The sequence below is a fragment of the Paucibacter sp. KBW04 genome (assembly GCF_003852425.1).
Classification (GTDB): domain Bacteria; phylum Pseudomonadota; class Gammaproteobacteria; order Burkholderiales; family Burkholderiaceae_C; genus Paucibacter_A.
Window position 1 is genome coordinate 101,681 of sequence record NZ_QAJN01000008.1, and the last position, 15,164, is coordinate 116,844.

A 15,164-nucleotide genomic window follows, 5' to 3' on the forward strand; every position below is an offset into this window, starting at 1 on the left:
GCACCATCAATCCACCACCCCATGCGGGCTGCGGTAGTGATAGCGGTAGGCGAACTGAAAGCCTAGTCGACGGTACAGGCGCTGCGCGACTTCGTTGTCCGTGCCCACCTGCAGATAGGCTTCCTGCGCGCCTTGGCGAAAGGCCTGCTGTAGCAGGGCTTTGCAGAGGTTTTTGGCGCAACCCATGCCTCGATATTGCTGCGGCGTAAAAATGTCGTAGAGGCCTGTTATGACCCCTTCCTGAGCTATTTGCCCGCAGGCCAGCAATTGTCCGGCGGCGTCTTGCAGGAAAAAGCCTTGGTAGGGCACGCTGGAGGCTTTGAGGCGTTCGGCATGGGCCGCAATCGCGCGTTCACTGGAGCCACGCAAGGCGCCGACGGCGGCGGCATAGCGGCTTGCATCGACGGCTAGCAAGACCTGACCCTGTTCCAGTGTTTGCATGTCGGCCGCTGAGGAGAAGGTCGTCAGATCGGCCAGCACCATCACATCGGCGGCATCGAAAGCGGGCCAGCCTTTGGCGGCCAGCAGATCGTCCAAATTCGCGGGTTGGCTGAACGGGGTGAGCCGCACGATCAGGGGCAGGCCGGCGGCGTCGAAGGAGGCCTGGCAGCGGGCCAGCAAATCATCCAAAGGCAGATGGCCCTCGCTCAGCGCATTGATGCAGCGGGAGCGCTTGGCTTTGCCGGGGGAGAGGCGGATGGACCAGCCCGCAATCTCGCCTTGTTGGGGCGGGGCGCTGGCGTTGAGGCCGGCTGCCTCCGCCCGCTCGGCGAGCAGGGCCAGGGACTTGTCCATCACATGGTTTCGATCCGCCGCACCATCTCGCGGGCGAACTCGACAAAGGCCTGAGCGCCCTTGGACGAGGGGTCAAAGACTACGCCGGGCAGACCATAGCTGGGCGCCTCGGCCAGACGCACATTGCGGGGGATGACGGTGTCGAACACCTTGTCGCCGAAATGGGCCTTGAGCTGATCGCTGACCTGGTTCTGCAAAGTGATGCGGGGGTCGAACATGACGCGCAGCAGGCCGATGATTTGCAGATCGGCATTCAGATTGGCATGCACCTGCTTGATGGTGTTGACCAGATCGGACAGACCTTCCAGCGCAAAGTACTCGCACTGCATGGGCACGATCACGCCGTGCGCGCAGCACAGGCCGTTCAGCGTCAGCATGGAGAGTGAAGGCGGGCAGTCGATCAGGACAAAGTCGTAGTCCTTGTCCACGCTGGCCAGCGCGGCCTTGAGGCGGCGCTCGCGGCGCTCCAACTCCACCAACTCGACCTCGGCACCGGCCAGTTCACGGTTGGCGCCCAGCACGTCGTAGCCGGCTTTCTCGCTGTGCTGCTTGGCTTCCTGCACGCTGGAGGATTCCAGCAAGACGTCGTAGATGCTCAGCTCCAGCGCCCGCTTGTCGATGCCGGAACCCATGGTGGCATTGCCCTGCGGATCCAGGTCCACCACCAGCACGCGCTGACCGACCTTGGCCAGACCTGCGGCCAGATTGACCGTGGTGGTGGTCTTGCCGACGCCGCCTTTTTGATTGGCAATGCAGAAAATTTTGGCCATGGATGCTTTTTTTAGTGATGCGGAATATTAGCTGCTGCTGTTCAGGATTTTGGCCGAATCCAGATCAAACAACGCTGTGCATCCAGCCCTGGCACCTGCAGTTGTTCCACGTGAAACACATCCAGGTCTGACGGCAGTGCAGCCAATTCCTCGGCGGGGTGTTGGCCCTTCATCGCCAACCAGATGGCCCCGGGCTTGAGGTGCTGGCGGGTGAGGGTGCTGAAGTCCAGCAGGGAGGCAAAGGCGCGCGAGGTGATCAGGTCGAAGGGTGCTGCCTTCAGCTGCTCCACCCGGGAATGCTCGCCGTGCAGATTGGGTAGGCGCAACTCGGCCGCCACTTGCTTGATGAAGGTGGCCTTCTTGGCCACGGCATCCACGCAGGTCACATCGACATCGGGTTCGCAGATGGCGACCACCACGCCGGGCAGGCCGCCGCCGCTGCCCACATCCATCAAGCGGAGTTTCTGGCCTGCCGCATGTCGGCGCAGCGCAGGCAAAAGACTCAAACTGTCCACCAGATGCTGGGTCAACATGGCTTGCGGGTCGCGCACGGCGGTCAGGTTGTAGACCTTGTTCCACTTGGCGATCATGTCTAGATAGGCCAGCAGCTGGTCTATCTGCTTTTCGCTGAGATTCAGATTCAGCTGGCTGGCGGCGGCGGCCAGTGGGGCGCGCAAAGGGTTTGTTGTTGTCATGGCGGAGGAGTTCAGGCAGCGTTCTCGGTGAAGCCGGCAAAGCGCTTCTTCTTCAAGTAGACCAGCAGCAGGGAGATGGTGGCTGGCGTGACGCCCGAGATGCGCGAGGCCTGGCCGAGAGTTTCGGGCTGGTGCTTGCCCAGCTTTTGCCGCGCCTCGAAGGAGAGGGCGGTGACCTGGGAATAGTCCAGCTCGGGTGGCAGGCGCAGGTTCTCATAGTGGGAGGCGCGGGCCACGTCTTCGGTCTGCTTGTTGATATAGCCGGCGTACTTGACGGTGGTTTCGATCTGCTCGATGACGGCATCGGCCATGGTCTTGCCCAACTCGCTGCTCAAGGTTTCACGTGAAACACCGGACTCCGGGCGGGCGATAGCGGCGACTTCTTGCAGCGTGTCGAAGACCACGCCGGGGCGGCGCAGCAGGTCGATCAGGTTGTATTCCCGCTCCAGGGCTTTGCCGACCAGGCGCTCCGCATCCGCTGCGGGCAGGATGTTGGGATGCACCCAGGTGGACTTCAGCTTCTCTGTTTCACGTGAAACAGCGTCGCGCTTGCGGTTGAATGAGGTCCAGCGCGCGTCGTCCACCAGGCCCAGCTCGCGGCCCATCTCGGTCAAACGCATATCGGCGTTGTCCTCACGCAGCTGCAGGCGGAACTCCGCCCGGCTGGTGAACATGCGGTAAGGCTCGGTCACGCCCTTGGTGATCAGGTCGTCCACCAGCACGCCCAAATAGGCTTGGTCGCGGCCGGGCAGCCAGGCATCACGCCCCTGCACCTGCAAGGCCGCGTTCAGGCCGGCGAACAGACCTTGGGCGGCGGCTTCTTCATAGCCCGTCGTGCCATTGATCTGGCCGGCGAAGAAGAGGCCGCGAATGGCCCGGGTCTCGAAGCTGGACTTCAGCTCGCGCGGGTCGAAGTAGTCGTACTCGATGGCATAGCCGGGGCGCAGGATGTGGGCATTCTCCAGGCCGGGAATGCTGCGCACGGCGGCCAGCTGGATGTCGAAGGGCAGAGAGGTGGAGATGCCGTTGGGGTAGTACTCGTGTGTCGTCAGGCCCTCGGGCTCCAGAAAAATCTGGTGGCTGTCCTTGTCGGCAAAGCGGTTCACCTTGTCTTCGATGCTGGGGCAGTAGCGCGGTCCCACGCCTTCGATGACGCCGGTGAACATGGGGCTGCGGTCAAAACCGGAGCGGATGATCTCGTGGGTGCGGGCCGAGGTGTGGGTGATCCAGCAAGGCACTTGGCGCGGATGCTGTTCGGCCGAGCCCATGAAGCTGAACACCGGCAGCGGGTTCAGATCACCGCCTTGCTCTTCGCATTTGGAAAAATCGATGCTGCGGCCGTCGATGCGCGGTGGTGTGCCGGTTTTGAGCCGACCTTGCGGCAGCTTCAATTCTTTCAGCCTGGCCGAGAGGCTGATGGCCGGTGGGTCACCGGCGCGGCCGGCGGCGTAGTTTTCCAGGCCCACGTGGACGCGGCCGTCCAAGAAAGTACCGGCGGTCAGCACGACCGTGCGGGCGCGGAACTGCAAGCCCATTTGGGTGACGGCACCCACGACGCGTTCACCCTGGCCATCGGACTCCACCATCAAGTCGTCCACCGCTTGCTGGAACAGCCAGAGATTTGGCTGGTTTTCCAAGCGGTGGCGGATGGCGGCCTTGTAGAGCACGCGGTCGGCCTGGGCGCGGGTGGCGCGCACGGCAGGGCCTTTGGAGCCGTTGAGGATGCGGAACTGGATGCCGCTCTCGTCGGTGGCCGCAGCCATGGCGCCACCCAGGGCGTCCACTTCCTTGACCAGATGACCCTTGCCGATGCCGCCGATGGAGGGGTTGCAGCTCATCTGCCCCAGGGTCTCGATATTGTGGGTCAGCAGCAGGGTGGCGCAGCCCATGCGGGCAGCGGCCAGGGCGGCCTCGGTGCCGGCATGTCCGCCACCGACGACGATGACGTCAAATTCTTTGGGGTAAAGCATGGGGAGAGAGCCGCTTCATCAGAGCGCCAGGATAGGCGCGGGCAAACCGCCAATTTTACGGGTCGGGTGTGGATAAGTCACCGGCCGGGGTCTTGTTCTGGCTCGCTGCGCCGACAATATCGCGATGAAATGTCGAGATCATTGCGCCGCCTGCTGCATCGCCCCGTCGATCAGCTCGCCCATCCCGGGCATGCCTGTTGTGGACGGCATCTCCAAACCGGCCGGCGTGCGCTGTGTTCAGCTCGATGCGCAGGACCGCTGCAAGATTTTTGGCCAGCCCGAGCGGCCGGCCGTGTGTGGCTCTTTGCAGCCCTCGGAACTGATGTGCGGCGAGAGCCGCGAACAAGCCATGCGCTGGTTGGGCTGGATGGAGCAGGAGACGGCACCAGCCCCCGTCGTCAAGCGCTGAGCTGCAAGCTCGCAGATTCGCTGGCTTGGCGGCGGCGACTCAGCGTCTGCCGCATGGCCTTCAGGCGCGGGTGCTCCCAGTACTTGTCGAAGAAGTGGTGCATCACCGTGTTCACCAGCGGTTCGACGAAAGTCACCGCCCCGGCGATGGCCACATTGCCGGTCAGGGCGAAGGTGACGCCGAAGGAGGTGCCGAGGTGAAGCACACCAAAGGTCGCGGTCTTGGCCATGAAGGGAACTCCTGCTGCTATTGCGTTTTACTTGCGAATAGTTAAATGCTAAGGGCTGCCCGGTTGGGCGTCTATTTGAGTTCCTTGATGGTGGCGATAGCCATGCGGTCGGATGAAGTTTGCGGGCCGAGCGCCGGGCCGCCCCAAGCCGGCCCGCCCTTGGCAGATGTTCGCGGGGCAAGCTCCGCGAGCATTGCCGTCCCCTCGGGGGACCGGCCAAGGTACGCCTTGGACGAGGGGTCTATTCCTAGGCTTGCACGCTACGCAAATCCTGCGCCACCCGCCCGCCCTGCAAGGCGATGACCCGCTGCGCGGCGGCAATGGTTTCAGGCCGATGGGCGATGACGATTTTGGTCAGGGCCAGTTGGCGCAGTGAGGCGTTGACCTGGCGTTCCTTGTCCACATCGAGGGCGCTGGTGGCTTCGTCCAGAAACAGGAACTGCGGCTTTTTGTAAAGGGCCCGAGCCAGCAGCACGCGCTGGCGTTGGCCGCCGGAGAGGCTGTGGCCCATATCGCCGATCAGGCTTTGGAAGCCCATGGGCATGGCCACGATATCGTCGAACACGCAGGCCAGGCGGGCACATTGCTGCACCCACTCGGCGTCGGCATCGGGGTCGAAGAAGCTGATGTTGTCGGCAATGCTGCCGGCGAACAGCTGGTCGTCCTGCATCACTGTGCCTATGCGCTGGCGCCAGGCGGCCGTGCCGATCTTCTGCAGGGGCTGATCACCCAGCAGGATCTCACCCGACTGCGGCGCGTGAATGCCCAGCATCAGCTTGAGCAAGCTGGTCTTGCCGCAGCCCGAGGGGCCGATGATGGCGACCGATTCGCCGGGCTCGATGCGCAGGCTGCAACCCGCCACTACCAGGGGCTCGCCATCGGCATAGCGGAAGCTGACCTCGCGCAGTTCGAGGGCAAGCCCAGCAGTGTCAGCCGGGGGCAGGGCGACCAAGGCTTGCTCCGTCGCCTCGGGCGCCGTCAGCACGATGTCGGCCAGGCGCTCGCCTTGCAGGCGCAACATGCTCAGCTCCACCGTCTTGTCGATCAGGCCGGCTAGGCGCAGGCTGAACTGCTCTTTGTAGGCCAAAAAGGCGAACAACATGCCGACCGACAGCTCCCGGTCCAAGACTAGCAGGGCGCCCAGCCAGACAATGGCCACCCGCTCCAGGCCGAACAGCAGCTTGTTGCCCACGCCCATCCACAGGTCCAGGCGGCGGATATGGATGGCGGCATTCATCTGCTCCACCACCAGATTCGAGTAACTCGCACTCCGCTCGGCCTGGGCGTTAAACAGCTTGATCGCCTGGGCGCCGCGCAGCGATTCAAGAAAATGGCTGTTCTGCCTGGCCTCGTGGATCAAGGCCTCCTCCGAGGCCGCCCGCAGGGGCTTGAAGAAGCTCCAGCGCAGCAAGGCATAGCTGCCTACTGCGAGCAGCGCCACGGCGCTCAGGCGAGGGCTGTAGACCCACATCATGGCCAGGGTGACCAAGACCATCACCCCGTCCAGCACCGCTTCCGCAAACTGGGTGGAGAGCGAGCGCTGGATGGTCTGCACGCTGCCGAAGCGCGACCAGATATCGCCGATCTGGCGCTTCTCGAACCAGGCAAGGGGCAGGCGCAGCAAATGGGTGAAGACCTGGGTCAGCCATTGCACATTCAGCGTGGCCGACAAAAACAGCACCGCCCAGGAGCGTAGCGCGCCCACCATCACCTGCAGCAAGACCAGCAGGCCAAAGCCCAGGCCCAGAGTCACCAGCAGATCCCGGTCGGCGCTGACCAAGACGCCGTCCACCACCCATTGCAGCAAAAAGGGCGAGAGCAGGGCCAGCAACTCCAGCGTTACCGCCAGACCCAGGATGATGGCGACCGAGCGCCGCAGGCCGGAGATGCGCCCCAGCAGCTGGCGCCAGCGCAGCGGCGCGGGCTTGGCTTGGGGCACGAAATCGGCGGCCGGGCGCAGCTCCAGCGCGATGCCGGTGAAGTGGCGGGACAGCTCGGCCAGGCGGACGCTGCGGCGGCCGTGCGCCGGGTCGTGGATCACCGCCTCCTCGCCGCGCACCTCGGCCAGCACAACAAAATGGTTGAAGTCCCAGTGCAAGATGCAGGGCAGATGCAGCTGGGCCAGATGTTCGGGCTCGGCCCGCAGGGCGCGGCTCGTGAGGCCTAGCTCCGCAGCCATGCGCACCAGATCGGCCATGGTCGCGCCTTTGAGCGAGAGCGAGAAGCGGCCGCGCAGCTGGCGCAGATCGCAGTGCTTGCCCTGGGCGCTGGCGATCATGGCCAGGCAGGCCAGGCCGCATTCGGCCCCCTCGGTCTGCAGTACCACGGGCAGGCGTTTGCCGCCGCGCCAGCTCAAACGCAGTTTGGACAGCAGTGACGAGGAAGAGGTCTCAGACACGATGGGCTAGGCTCAGAATGGGCTCGAAAATCCACTCGATCAAACGGCGCTTTTCCAGCATCACATCGGCGTCCAGCTGCATGCCGGCGGCCAGGGGCTGGGCTTGGCCGTAGGCCGAGACGGTTTGCTGGTCCAGCTTGACGGTGATGCGATAAAGCGGCTCGCTGGCCGGCCCTTGGCTCAGGGCCACGGGCAGGTTCAGGGTGGACAGCTCGGCCGGGCTCAGCGGGGTGCGTGAGACGTTCAAAACACTGCCGCTTTGTTGGCCAAACTTTTGATACGGAAAGGCCTGGTAACGCAGCTGCACCGCCTGCTGCGCGTGCAAAAAACCGACCGCGCTGGAGGGCGCGAACAGCTGCGCTTGCATCTGCGTTTGCGCCGGTAACACGCTGGCCAGGGGAGCGCCGCTGTTCACGCTTTGCCCGGGCTCGGCTTGCAGGGTGGAGACCATGCCATCGCTGGGCGCACGCAGCACCAGACGGCGACGGCCTTCGGTTTCCAGGCCTTGCTGCTGCAGGGCGGCCAAGTCGCGGCTGATCTCGCCTTGCAGTACTTGGGTGCGTAGAGGCAGCTCGCGGGCTTGGGCCTCCACGGCCTCCAGATCGCGTTGCAAGCCCTCGCGCTGGCGTTCCAAGGCCTGGGCCTGGGCGCGCAGGCCCAAGAGCTCCTCGCGCTTGGTTTGCACCTGGGCGGTGGAAATGAATTGATCGCGGCTCAGCGACTCCAGCCGTGCCAGCGCTTCGCCGGCCAGGGCCAGTCGTTCGGCGTGCAGGGCGCTTTCCGCCTGCAGCTGGCCCAACTCACGCTGCAGGCCGCTGCGGCGTTGTCCGAGGGCGCGTTGCTGTGTTTCCAGCAGGCGTTGCTGCTGCTCGGCCGTACCTTGCAGGCTTTGCTGGCGTGCGCTCAGGTTGCGGGCAATGCCCTCGGGCGTCTGGCTGGCACTGTCCAGGGCGAGCACAAACAGCACATCGCCTTGCTTGACCTGCTGGCCCTCGCTGACCAAACGCGTGAGCACCGTGGCGGTTTGCGGCGCGTTGACGCGCAGCACGCCTCGATCGGGCACCAAATAGCCGCTGACCCTGGCCTTGCGGGTGTACTCCGTCAGGCTCAGAAAGGCCCCGACCAAGAACAAACTGCCCACGGCCGCAGCGGTGAGCAGTTGGAGTGACAGCGGTGGCAGGACTTGCACCTGACCCAGCCAGCCTTTTTGATCTTGGCCAGCCAGGGCTTCGGGTCTGAACAGCATGCGGATCTGAGGGACGACGAACTCCGCTGGGTTGGGATGCCGCTCTTAGCGCGGCATCGGGTGGGGGCTGATTACCAGCCGCCGCGTGGGCCAGGAGCTTCGATAGACAGGCTCTCAGCTGCAGGAGGAGGCTCAACAATCCAGCCGCCGCGTGGGCCGGCGCCAGAAACTTGTTCAAGCATTTCAGCCGACAGTTCAAACGGGGCTGCGATCTTTGCAGTCGATTGAACGGAAGAAACTTGGGTCAAAGATTGAGTGGTTGCAGTTGCTTGCATGATGGAATCCGTTCGTTGAACACACTCCAATGAGTGCTTGAAGTCAATTTCAACAGGACTTCTAGATGCCGGTAACTGTCAACTCTGACACTTGTCAGAGTAGTTTTGCCAGGCAGCGGATCAAATTTTCTCTCAGCGGATTAAGCCAAGGCGAAGTGCTTTCAGAACGGCCTGATGTTTGGTTGTGCAATCCAGCTTTCGCATGGCGTTGCTGAGATGGAGAACGGCGGTACGTTCGGAGATGCTAAGTATGGCGCCGACTTCCCATGCTGTCTTTCCATCCATAGTCCAACGCAGTGCTTCTAACTCTCGAGGTGTTAGGTGCAGGGTCCCAGAGGAAAGCACATCCTGGCCCTTGGGCATGATTACTCGCCAAGCGGCCTCCTGCGCATAGACCGCGAACAACTGGAGATCAGCCAGCATGCGGGTCATCAGCGATACATCAGTTGGCAGACCCTCGTCACGGTCGACGCCAAGAAAGAAGTGGCGCCCTTCTGGCATATGCAATGCCAAGGCAATTCCATTTCTATAGCCGAACTGGGCTTGGTCTTCCCAAAGTTGTGCTTGACCACAAGCGACATACGTCTCTTGGTTCCACACGATGGGAACACTTTGGCGTTTGCAGTGCTGCATGACAGGGTCGCGCCGCCAAGTGTCCTTGTCGAGGAAGTGCTCGGCGTAAGACGCAGGCGTATTGTCAACCGTCTCAAATTCGGAAACGCCCAAGGTGTGATCAACGACAGCTGTCGCAGACACCGTCGCAAAACCCAGACCCTGCGCGAAGCGAATGATTTCGCTACGGAATTGATCGCGGGATTGGGCTTCGAGTACCGATTGGTAACCCCCCTGCAGCATCGCATTCGTCCAATTTAGGCGAGCCGTTCGTGATGCATCGAACGACGACTCCGTTTTTTCCCTGACAAGGTTTACAGCTATCGAATTGCGGCAAGTGTCTTCACACTCGTCACATTCCAAGCGCGTGCGCTTGAGCTATTTTTACCCGCCTCATTTAAAAGATTTTTACTTATGACCCCAGCCTGGATTGTGTATGCGTGGCCCCGAGTTTTGTGTAAGGCGTTGCACGTGCAACAGCTACAGTTCGCGCATTTAAGCACTCAAGTGTTGGTGCCAGGCGACGACAAACGGCCCTCTCTGGGGCAAACCCTGTGGCAGGGCGACGACGGTACGGCACGTGCTGGCGTGGCTTGGGACTGGGTCAGCATGCCGGCCGGCGTGGTGGCCATGGTCGATCCCATGGCCTTGATCACCAATCTGCAATTCCTCACGCCCGAGGGCGAGGTGCTGGCACCGTTTGAGTCGGCCCGCCAGCTCAACGAGATCGTGCACGCCTTGCCCTGGCAGTACGAGGTGCAAAGAGCGCTATCGGCCCAGCACTGAAGTCCTAGGAGTCTGCGCGGCAGAAGAGGCGTCGGCTGCGAAGTGGCCGCAGCGGCCCATTTCGCACCGGCTTTTTGCCCCATAGCCGGGCTATGGGGCTGCAAATCCAGCGCAAACTGGTCTCGCTGGGGCCACTTCTCGCTATCGACGCCTTCTGCCGCGCAGACTCCTAGCGAAGCTCAGCACTTGAACCACAGCGTGACGCAGGTGCCCTGGCCGAGTTCGCTTTCCACCTGCAGTCGGCCGCCCATCAGTTCCATCAATTCCTTGACGATGCTCACATTCAGGCCGGTGCCGGGGATGTGGCCCGAGGTGTCGGCACGGAAGAAGCGCTCTCCCATGCGAGCCAGGTGCTCGGCCGACAGGCCAATGCCTTGATCGCGGATCTCCAGGCCGCAAAAAGTCTGCGCCTGTACCGTCTCGTCTTCGCTGATTTGCTTGGTGGCGCGCACAAATCGCAGCGTCACCGGGCCGCCCTCGGGTGAGTATTTGTAGGCGTTGGACAAGGTGTTGAGCAGGATCTGCTGCATTTTCTGCGGGTCTATGCAGACTTGCGTGGGCACATTTGCGCCCTCCACCACGGGGCGCTCCCGGCCTTCCGGCGGCTTGAAGTCGGCTAAGAATTCGTCCACCACCTGGGCCAGATCCAGCATGCCGAACTTGAAGTCGCTATTGCCGCGCGCCTCGATGCGGGCCAGGTCCAGCAGCTCGTTGAGGATGTTGATCATCAGCTTGCACTGGCGGTGAATGCGGGTCAGCATGTTCTGTCGCTTGGCCTCGGGGATCTCGCGGCCCACCATCAACTCGACAAAGCCGTAGATGCTGGTCAGCGGCGTGCGCAACTCATGCGCGGCCAGGGACAGGAACTCGGACTTCATGCGATCCAGGTTGTGAGCCTGGGTCACATCGCAGACGTACAACACCCGTTTGACGGCCGTGCTATCGCTTTGCCGGCCGCTGAAGCTGAGCACGCGGGGCTTGTCACCGCGCAGCGTCAAGACTTGTTTGGTCGGGCCAAAACAGGCGTCCAGGCCAGGGAAGGGCTGTTCGCTCTCGGCGGCTTGTTCAAGCAACAGGGTCTGCAGCTGTGTATCGGTCTGGCCCAGCACCTGCTCGGAGCTGAGCTGGGAGAGGCTCAGAAAGGCCTGGTTGGCGAACTGCACGCGGCCGCCTTCATCAAAGGTCAAGAGGCCGTCCGGGCTGAGGGTGAAGATGGCGCCCAGCTGGGCGTTCTGAGCCGCCAGCTGGGCTTCGTGCTGTTGCTGGGTCTGGATGCTGTCCTGCAAGACCAGCAAATGCTGTTGCAGCAGGACCGAGGCCTCGTTCAGCGACTTTTGCAGCTTCTGGAACTCCAGCGGGCCTTTCACTTCCAGCTGGGTCTGGCCCTCGCCGTCGATCAGAGTGGCGGCGAAGCGACCCGCCTCCTCGAACAGAGTCATGGTGGGGCGCATCAAGCGGCTCAGCAGCAGGGCGCTCAGGCCGATCACCAGGGCCACGGCCAGCAAGGCGTTGCGCCAGATCAGATGGCGCTGGGCCTGCAGCTCGGCCAGATCGGAATTCACCTGTACCCAGCCCACGGTTTTGGCACCGGCCTTGACCGGGCTCCAAGCGTCGAAGCGCATGCCATCGGCCGAGATTTGGCTCAGGTCCTGCCCGTCTTGAGGCAAGGGCAGCAACTTCTGATGAGACTCGAATTTGGCGTGGGCCGGCCGGCCGGGTTCTTGATGAATCTCCGCCAGCAGCTGCCCCTGAGCCGAAAAGACATGGACCAGACGAACATTGCGATGCTCGGCAAAGGCGATCACCAGGCCTTCCAGCTCGTCCAGGCGATCGCTCAGGATCAGATTGCCCGAGGCCAGGGCGATGTGCCGGGCCAGGGCGCGGCTCTCGGACTCCATATGGGCCAGATTGCTGCGCTGCTGCTGGTAGCCTCCCCAGCCTCCCCATAGGCCCAGGGCCAGCAGCAAGACCAGGCTGACCATCAAGATGGTCTGGGTCTGCAGATGTTGAGGGCGCAGTCCGCGCCAAAGGGCAAGCAGCTTCTCCATCACGCGGCCCCCCGCTTACTCGACATAGCGTTCAAGATGGAGCTTCTCCAGCGGTGCGTAGTCGCGCGCATAGTCGGCGCGAGTCGGCTTGGGCATGGGAATGTCCTCAAACTGCGCTTTGAGGGTGGCGTCATTGGCCAGCTTCAAGAGCGCACCGGCCACGGCCTGCTGCGCCGCCTGGGGCACACGGGGATGCGCGCTCAGCGGGTGAGGCGCGGTGGGCGGGGTTTCCATCAGCACCCGCAAGGCGGCACGCACCTCCTCGGACTCGCCGTCCAGCGTGCTGCGTATGCCTCCGCCGGCCAGCGCCTTGCCCAGCAAGATCTGCCGATAGGTGTTGGCATGGGTCTTGGCGAAAAAGGGCTGGAAGCTGACGCGGTAATGCTCGCTCAGCTCGGCCCGGATCAGCAGCGAGGCCCCCAGGGCATTGGGCGCCGGGAAGGCCAGCACCTTGCCTTGCAAGTCCTGCACGCTTTTGATGGCGGAGTCCTTGCGCACAAGCAGCAGGCCAACCAGGGGCTTGCTGTCGCGCAGCAGCGGGGTGTAGCCCTGGCTCGCATGGGCTTGCACCTGGTGAAAGGGGTTCATATAGGCAAAGTCGGCCTTGCCGCTGTTCAGATCGGCCTCGAAAGCCGGGATGTCACGGCTGAGCTTCAGCGTCAGCCGGAGGCCGGTTTCTTGCTGCACGCGCTCCAGGATGGGCCCCCAGCTGCTCTGTATATCGGCAGCCTGGAACTGCGGCACGACGTAAAGCGAATAGCTCGGGGGCGAGGGCGGCGCTGCCTTGGCCGCCCCAGCCGTCAAAAGCAGTAGCAAGCCGGCCATGCCGGCCAAAGCCTTGTTGCGATCAAGCGGAAGCCATGAACCAAAGGGCATGAACGACTCCAAACAGCAGCTGCCAGATCAGGCTATCACGCGCCGCGGCGTCGAACAAGGAGCGATTGACTGGTAAGTTATGTGGTGTGAGAAATCAGCACTTGATCCACAAAGTAATGCAGGTGCCTTGGCCCAGCTCGCTCTCGATTTGCATATGGCCGCCCATCAAATCCAGCAATTCCTTGACGATGCTGACCCCCAGACCGGTGCCGGGGATATGGCCCGAGGTGTCGGCGCGGAAGAAGCGCTCGCCCATGCGGGCCAGGTGCTCGGCCGAGAGCCCGATGCCGTGATCGCGCACTTCCACGCCGAAGTGGCGCCGGCCTTCCAGGTTGTCGCCATCGGCCATGCGCTTGCCCTGCACCAGGCGCACCTCGACCGGGCCGCCGCCGGGGGAGTATTTATAGGCATTGGACATGGTGTTGAGCAGGATCTGCTGCATCTTCTGCCGGTCGATGCAGACCATCATGGGGGCCTGGCCCGGTTGGCGCAGCTCGAAGCGGGGGCGCTCGCGGCCTTCCGGCGTCTTGAAGTCGGCCAGGGTTTCGCTGACGATATCGCTCAGATCCAGGGTCTCGAACTTGAAGTCGCTGGCGCCACGCGCCTCGATGCGGGCCAGGTCCAGCAGCTCGTTGAGGATGCTGATCATCAGCTTGCTCTGCCTGTGGATGCGCGAGAGCATGGCCTGGCGCTTGGGCTCGCTCATCTCGCGGTCCAGCATCAGCTCGATGAAGCCGAAGATGCTGGTCATGGGCGTGCGCAGCTCGTGCGCCGCCAGGGACAGGAACTCCGACTTCATCCGGTCCAGCTCATGCTGCTGGGTCACATCGCAAACATACAAGACCCGACTCACCGAGGCTGAGTAGCTGTGCTGGCCGCTGAGCGTGAGCACGCGGGGTTTTTCACCGCGCAAGGTCAGGGTTTGGGCCTCGCCGACCTCGGTGTCGGGGGCGGCGAAGCAGGCTTGCAGGCCGGCGAATTCCTCGCCATCAACGGCGCGGGCCAGCAGCAAGGACTCCAGTACCGTGTCGTTCTGGCCCAGCACATCGCCGGGCTGCAGATCGGTCAGGGTCAGAAAGGCGCGGTTGGCAAACTGCACCCGACCCAATGGGTCGAAGGTCAGCAAGCCGTCGGGGCTGAGGGCAAAGATGGCGCTGAGCTGGTCGTTTTGCTCCTCCATCTGCGCCTCGTGGGCCTGCTGGCGGTTCATGGCGTCCTGCAGCACGATCATCTGTTGCAGCAAGAGCACCGAGGCTTCGTTGAGGGCCCGGCCCAGCTCGACGAACTCGATCGGGCCCTCGTCCACGGGGTGGGTGACCCCGCGCGCATCGGCCAACTCATTGGCAAACTGACGGGCCTGTTCCAGCGCCCGCATAGGCCGGTTCAGCATGGCGTGCAGCAGCACGGCGCAAAGGCCGACCAGCAGCAGCGCCACCAGCACCGTGTCGCGCCAGATGTCCCGCTGCAATTGCTGCAGCGAGCTCAGGTCAAAGTCCAGCTTGACCCAGCCCAGCAGGCGCTCGCCAACCACTGGATGCCAGACCTCCAGATGCGAGCCGTCGGCCGCCGCCTTCAGGCTGGGCAGCACCTGGGCCGGGACGGCCTCCTGGGGTCGAGCCGCGCTGGCGCCTAGCGCCGCCTGCTTGAGCACCGGGTTGGCAAATGCCGCCTGGTGCATGGGCTTGACCATCTGCACCAGCAAGAGCCCCTCGGGGGAGATCACTTGCAAGGCGCGCACACCCTCAAAGCCGGCGTAGCTGAGCACCAGAGCGTCCAGCTCGGCGCGTTTGGAGGACTCAATCAGCTGCGCGCTGGCCACCGCCAGGCTGCGCGCCAGGGCCGCCGCCTGGGTTTGCATGGCTTGGTGGGCGTTCAGGCTTTGCTGCTTGACGGTGAAGGCCCCCAGCAAGGTAGTGGCCAGGATCAGCAGGCCCGCCACCAGCAGCATCAGGCGATGCTTGAATCGCCGCGGCCAAAGTTTGCTTGCGAGCGGGAATGAGGGCATTGAGCAGGCTCGGCTCAGGAATTCTGGGCCTGCGGACCTGCGCTGCCGAG

Annotated in this window: 14 protein-coding genes; 2 read left to right on the top strand and 12 right to left on the bottom strand. The window is 63.3% G+C overall.

Annotation, left to right across the window (positions count from 1 at the left end; translation table 11 throughout):
* Window positions 1-6: 6 nt before the first annotated feature.
* From DBR47_RS10200 to mnmG, 4 genes are read right to left on the bottom strand one after another with little or no spacing between them, the layout of a single operon-like run.
* Window positions 7-795 (bottom strand): GNAT family N-acetyltransferase, encoded by a 789-nt coding sequence (locus DBR47_RS10200; RefSeq protein WP_124449592.1) that lies wholly within the window; start codon window positions 793-795, stop codon window positions 7-9.
* Window positions 795-1,565: a ParA family protein gene (locus DBR47_RS10205; RefSeq protein ID WP_124449594.1), complete on the bottom strand. Its 771-nt coding sequence runs from the start codon at window positions 1,563-1,565 to the stop codon at window positions 795-797. The genes DBR47_RS10200 and DBR47_RS10205 overlap by 1 nt, the downstream gene beginning before the upstream one ends.
* 41 nt (window positions 1,566-1,606) lie before the next feature.
* Entirely contained in the window at window positions 1,607-2,260 is a 654-nt protein-coding gene (gene rsmG, locus DBR47_RS10210) for a 16S rRNA (guanine(527)-N(7))-methyltransferase RsmG (RefSeq protein ID WP_124449596.1), read from the bottom strand.
* Between the two features lie 11 nt (window positions 2,261-2,271).
* Window positions 2,272-4,230 carry a tRNA uridine-5-carboxymethylaminomethyl(34) synthesis enzyme MnmG gene (gene mnmG / locus DBR47_RS10215; RefSeq protein ID WP_124449598.1) on the bottom strand — a complete coding sequence of 653 codons (1,959 nt, stop codon included), beginning with the start codon at window positions 4,228-4,230 and terminating at the stop codon, window positions 2,272-2,274.
* Window positions 4,231-4,354: 124 nt separating this feature from the next.
* Here mnmG and DBR47_RS10220 point away from each other — a divergent pair, with 124 nt between their 5' ends.
* Window positions 4,355-4,639 (top strand): YkgJ family cysteine cluster protein, encoded by a 285-nt coding sequence (locus DBR47_RS10220; RefSeq protein ID WP_124449600.1) that lies wholly within the window; start codon window positions 4,355-4,357, stop codon window positions 4,637-4,639.
* Here DBR47_RS10220 and DBR47_RS10225 read toward each other — a convergent pair.
* From DBR47_RS10225 to DBR47_RS10245, 5 genes are all read right to left on the bottom strand, one after another.
* Window positions 4,629-4,868: a DUF2061 domain-containing protein gene (locus DBR47_RS10225; protein ID WP_124449602.1), complete on the bottom strand. Its 240-nt coding sequence runs from the start codon at window positions 4,866-4,868 to the stop codon at window positions 4,629-4,631. The genes DBR47_RS10220 and DBR47_RS10225 overlap by 11 nt on opposite strands.
* A gap of 247 nt (window positions 4,869-5,115) precedes the next feature.
* A complete protein-coding gene (locus tag DBR47_RS10230; RefSeq protein WP_231512235.1) occupies window positions 5,116-7,266 on the bottom strand; it encodes a peptidase domain-containing ABC transporter in 2,151 nt (716 codons plus the stop codon).
* The gene (locus DBR47_RS10235; protein ID WP_124449604.1) at window positions 7,259-8,512 is read right to left on the bottom strand and encodes an HlyD family secretion protein; all 1,254 of its coding nucleotides are present in this window, start codon (window positions 8,510-8,512) and stop codon (window positions 7,259-7,261) included. The genes DBR47_RS10230 and DBR47_RS10235 overlap by 8 nt, the downstream gene beginning before the upstream one ends.
* A 71-nt stretch (window positions 8,513-8,583) precedes the next feature.
* On the bottom strand, window positions 8,584-8,787 hold the full coding sequence (locus tag DBR47_RS10240; RefSeq protein WP_124449606.1) for a hypothetical protein: 204 nt from the start codon (window positions 8,785-8,787) through the stop codon (window positions 8,584-8,586).
* A gap of 132 nt (window positions 8,788-8,919) precedes the next feature.
* Window positions 8,920-9,762 carry an autoinducer binding domain-containing protein gene (locus DBR47_RS10245; protein ID WP_231512236.1) on the bottom strand — a complete coding sequence of 281 codons (843 nt, stop codon included), beginning with the start codon at window positions 9,760-9,762 and terminating at the stop codon, window positions 8,920-8,922.
* Between the two features lie 108 nt (window positions 9,763-9,870).
* On the opposite strand from DBR47_RS10245, the gene DBR47_RS10250 reads away from it, so the two are divergent.
* Window positions 9,871-10,185, top strand: a complete 315-nt coding sequence (locus tag DBR47_RS10250; RefSeq protein ID WP_124449608.1) for a hypothetical protein — start codon at window positions 9,871-9,873, stop codon at window positions 10,183-10,185.
* Between the two features lie 179 nt (window positions 10,186-10,364).
* On the opposite strand, the gene DBR47_RS10255 is transcribed toward DBR47_RS10250, so the two are convergent.
* The 3 genes from DBR47_RS10255 to DBR47_RS10265 all read right to left on the bottom strand — a co-directional run bounded on the left by DBR47_RS10255 (window position 10,365) and on the right by DBR47_RS10265 (window position 15,057).
* Window positions 10,365-12,233: an ATP-binding protein gene (locus DBR47_RS10255; RefSeq protein ID WP_124449610.1), complete on the bottom strand. Its 1,869-nt coding sequence runs from the start codon at window positions 12,231-12,233 to the stop codon at window positions 10,365-10,367.
* 15 nt (window positions 12,234-12,248) lie between these two features.
* On the bottom strand, window positions 12,249-13,109 hold the full coding sequence (locus tag DBR47_RS10260) for a phosphate/phosphite/phosphonate ABC transporter substrate-binding protein (protein WP_124449612.1): 861 nt from the start codon (window positions 13,107-13,109) through the stop codon (window positions 12,249-12,251).
* Between the two features lie 94 nt (window positions 13,110-13,203).
* Window positions 13,204-15,057 (bottom strand): cell wall metabolism sensor histidine kinase WalK, encoded by a 1,854-nt coding sequence (locus DBR47_RS10265; RefSeq protein WP_197046981.1) that lies wholly within the window; start codon window positions 15,055-15,057, stop codon window positions 13,204-13,206.
* Window positions 15,058-15,164: the final 107 nt, after the last annotated feature.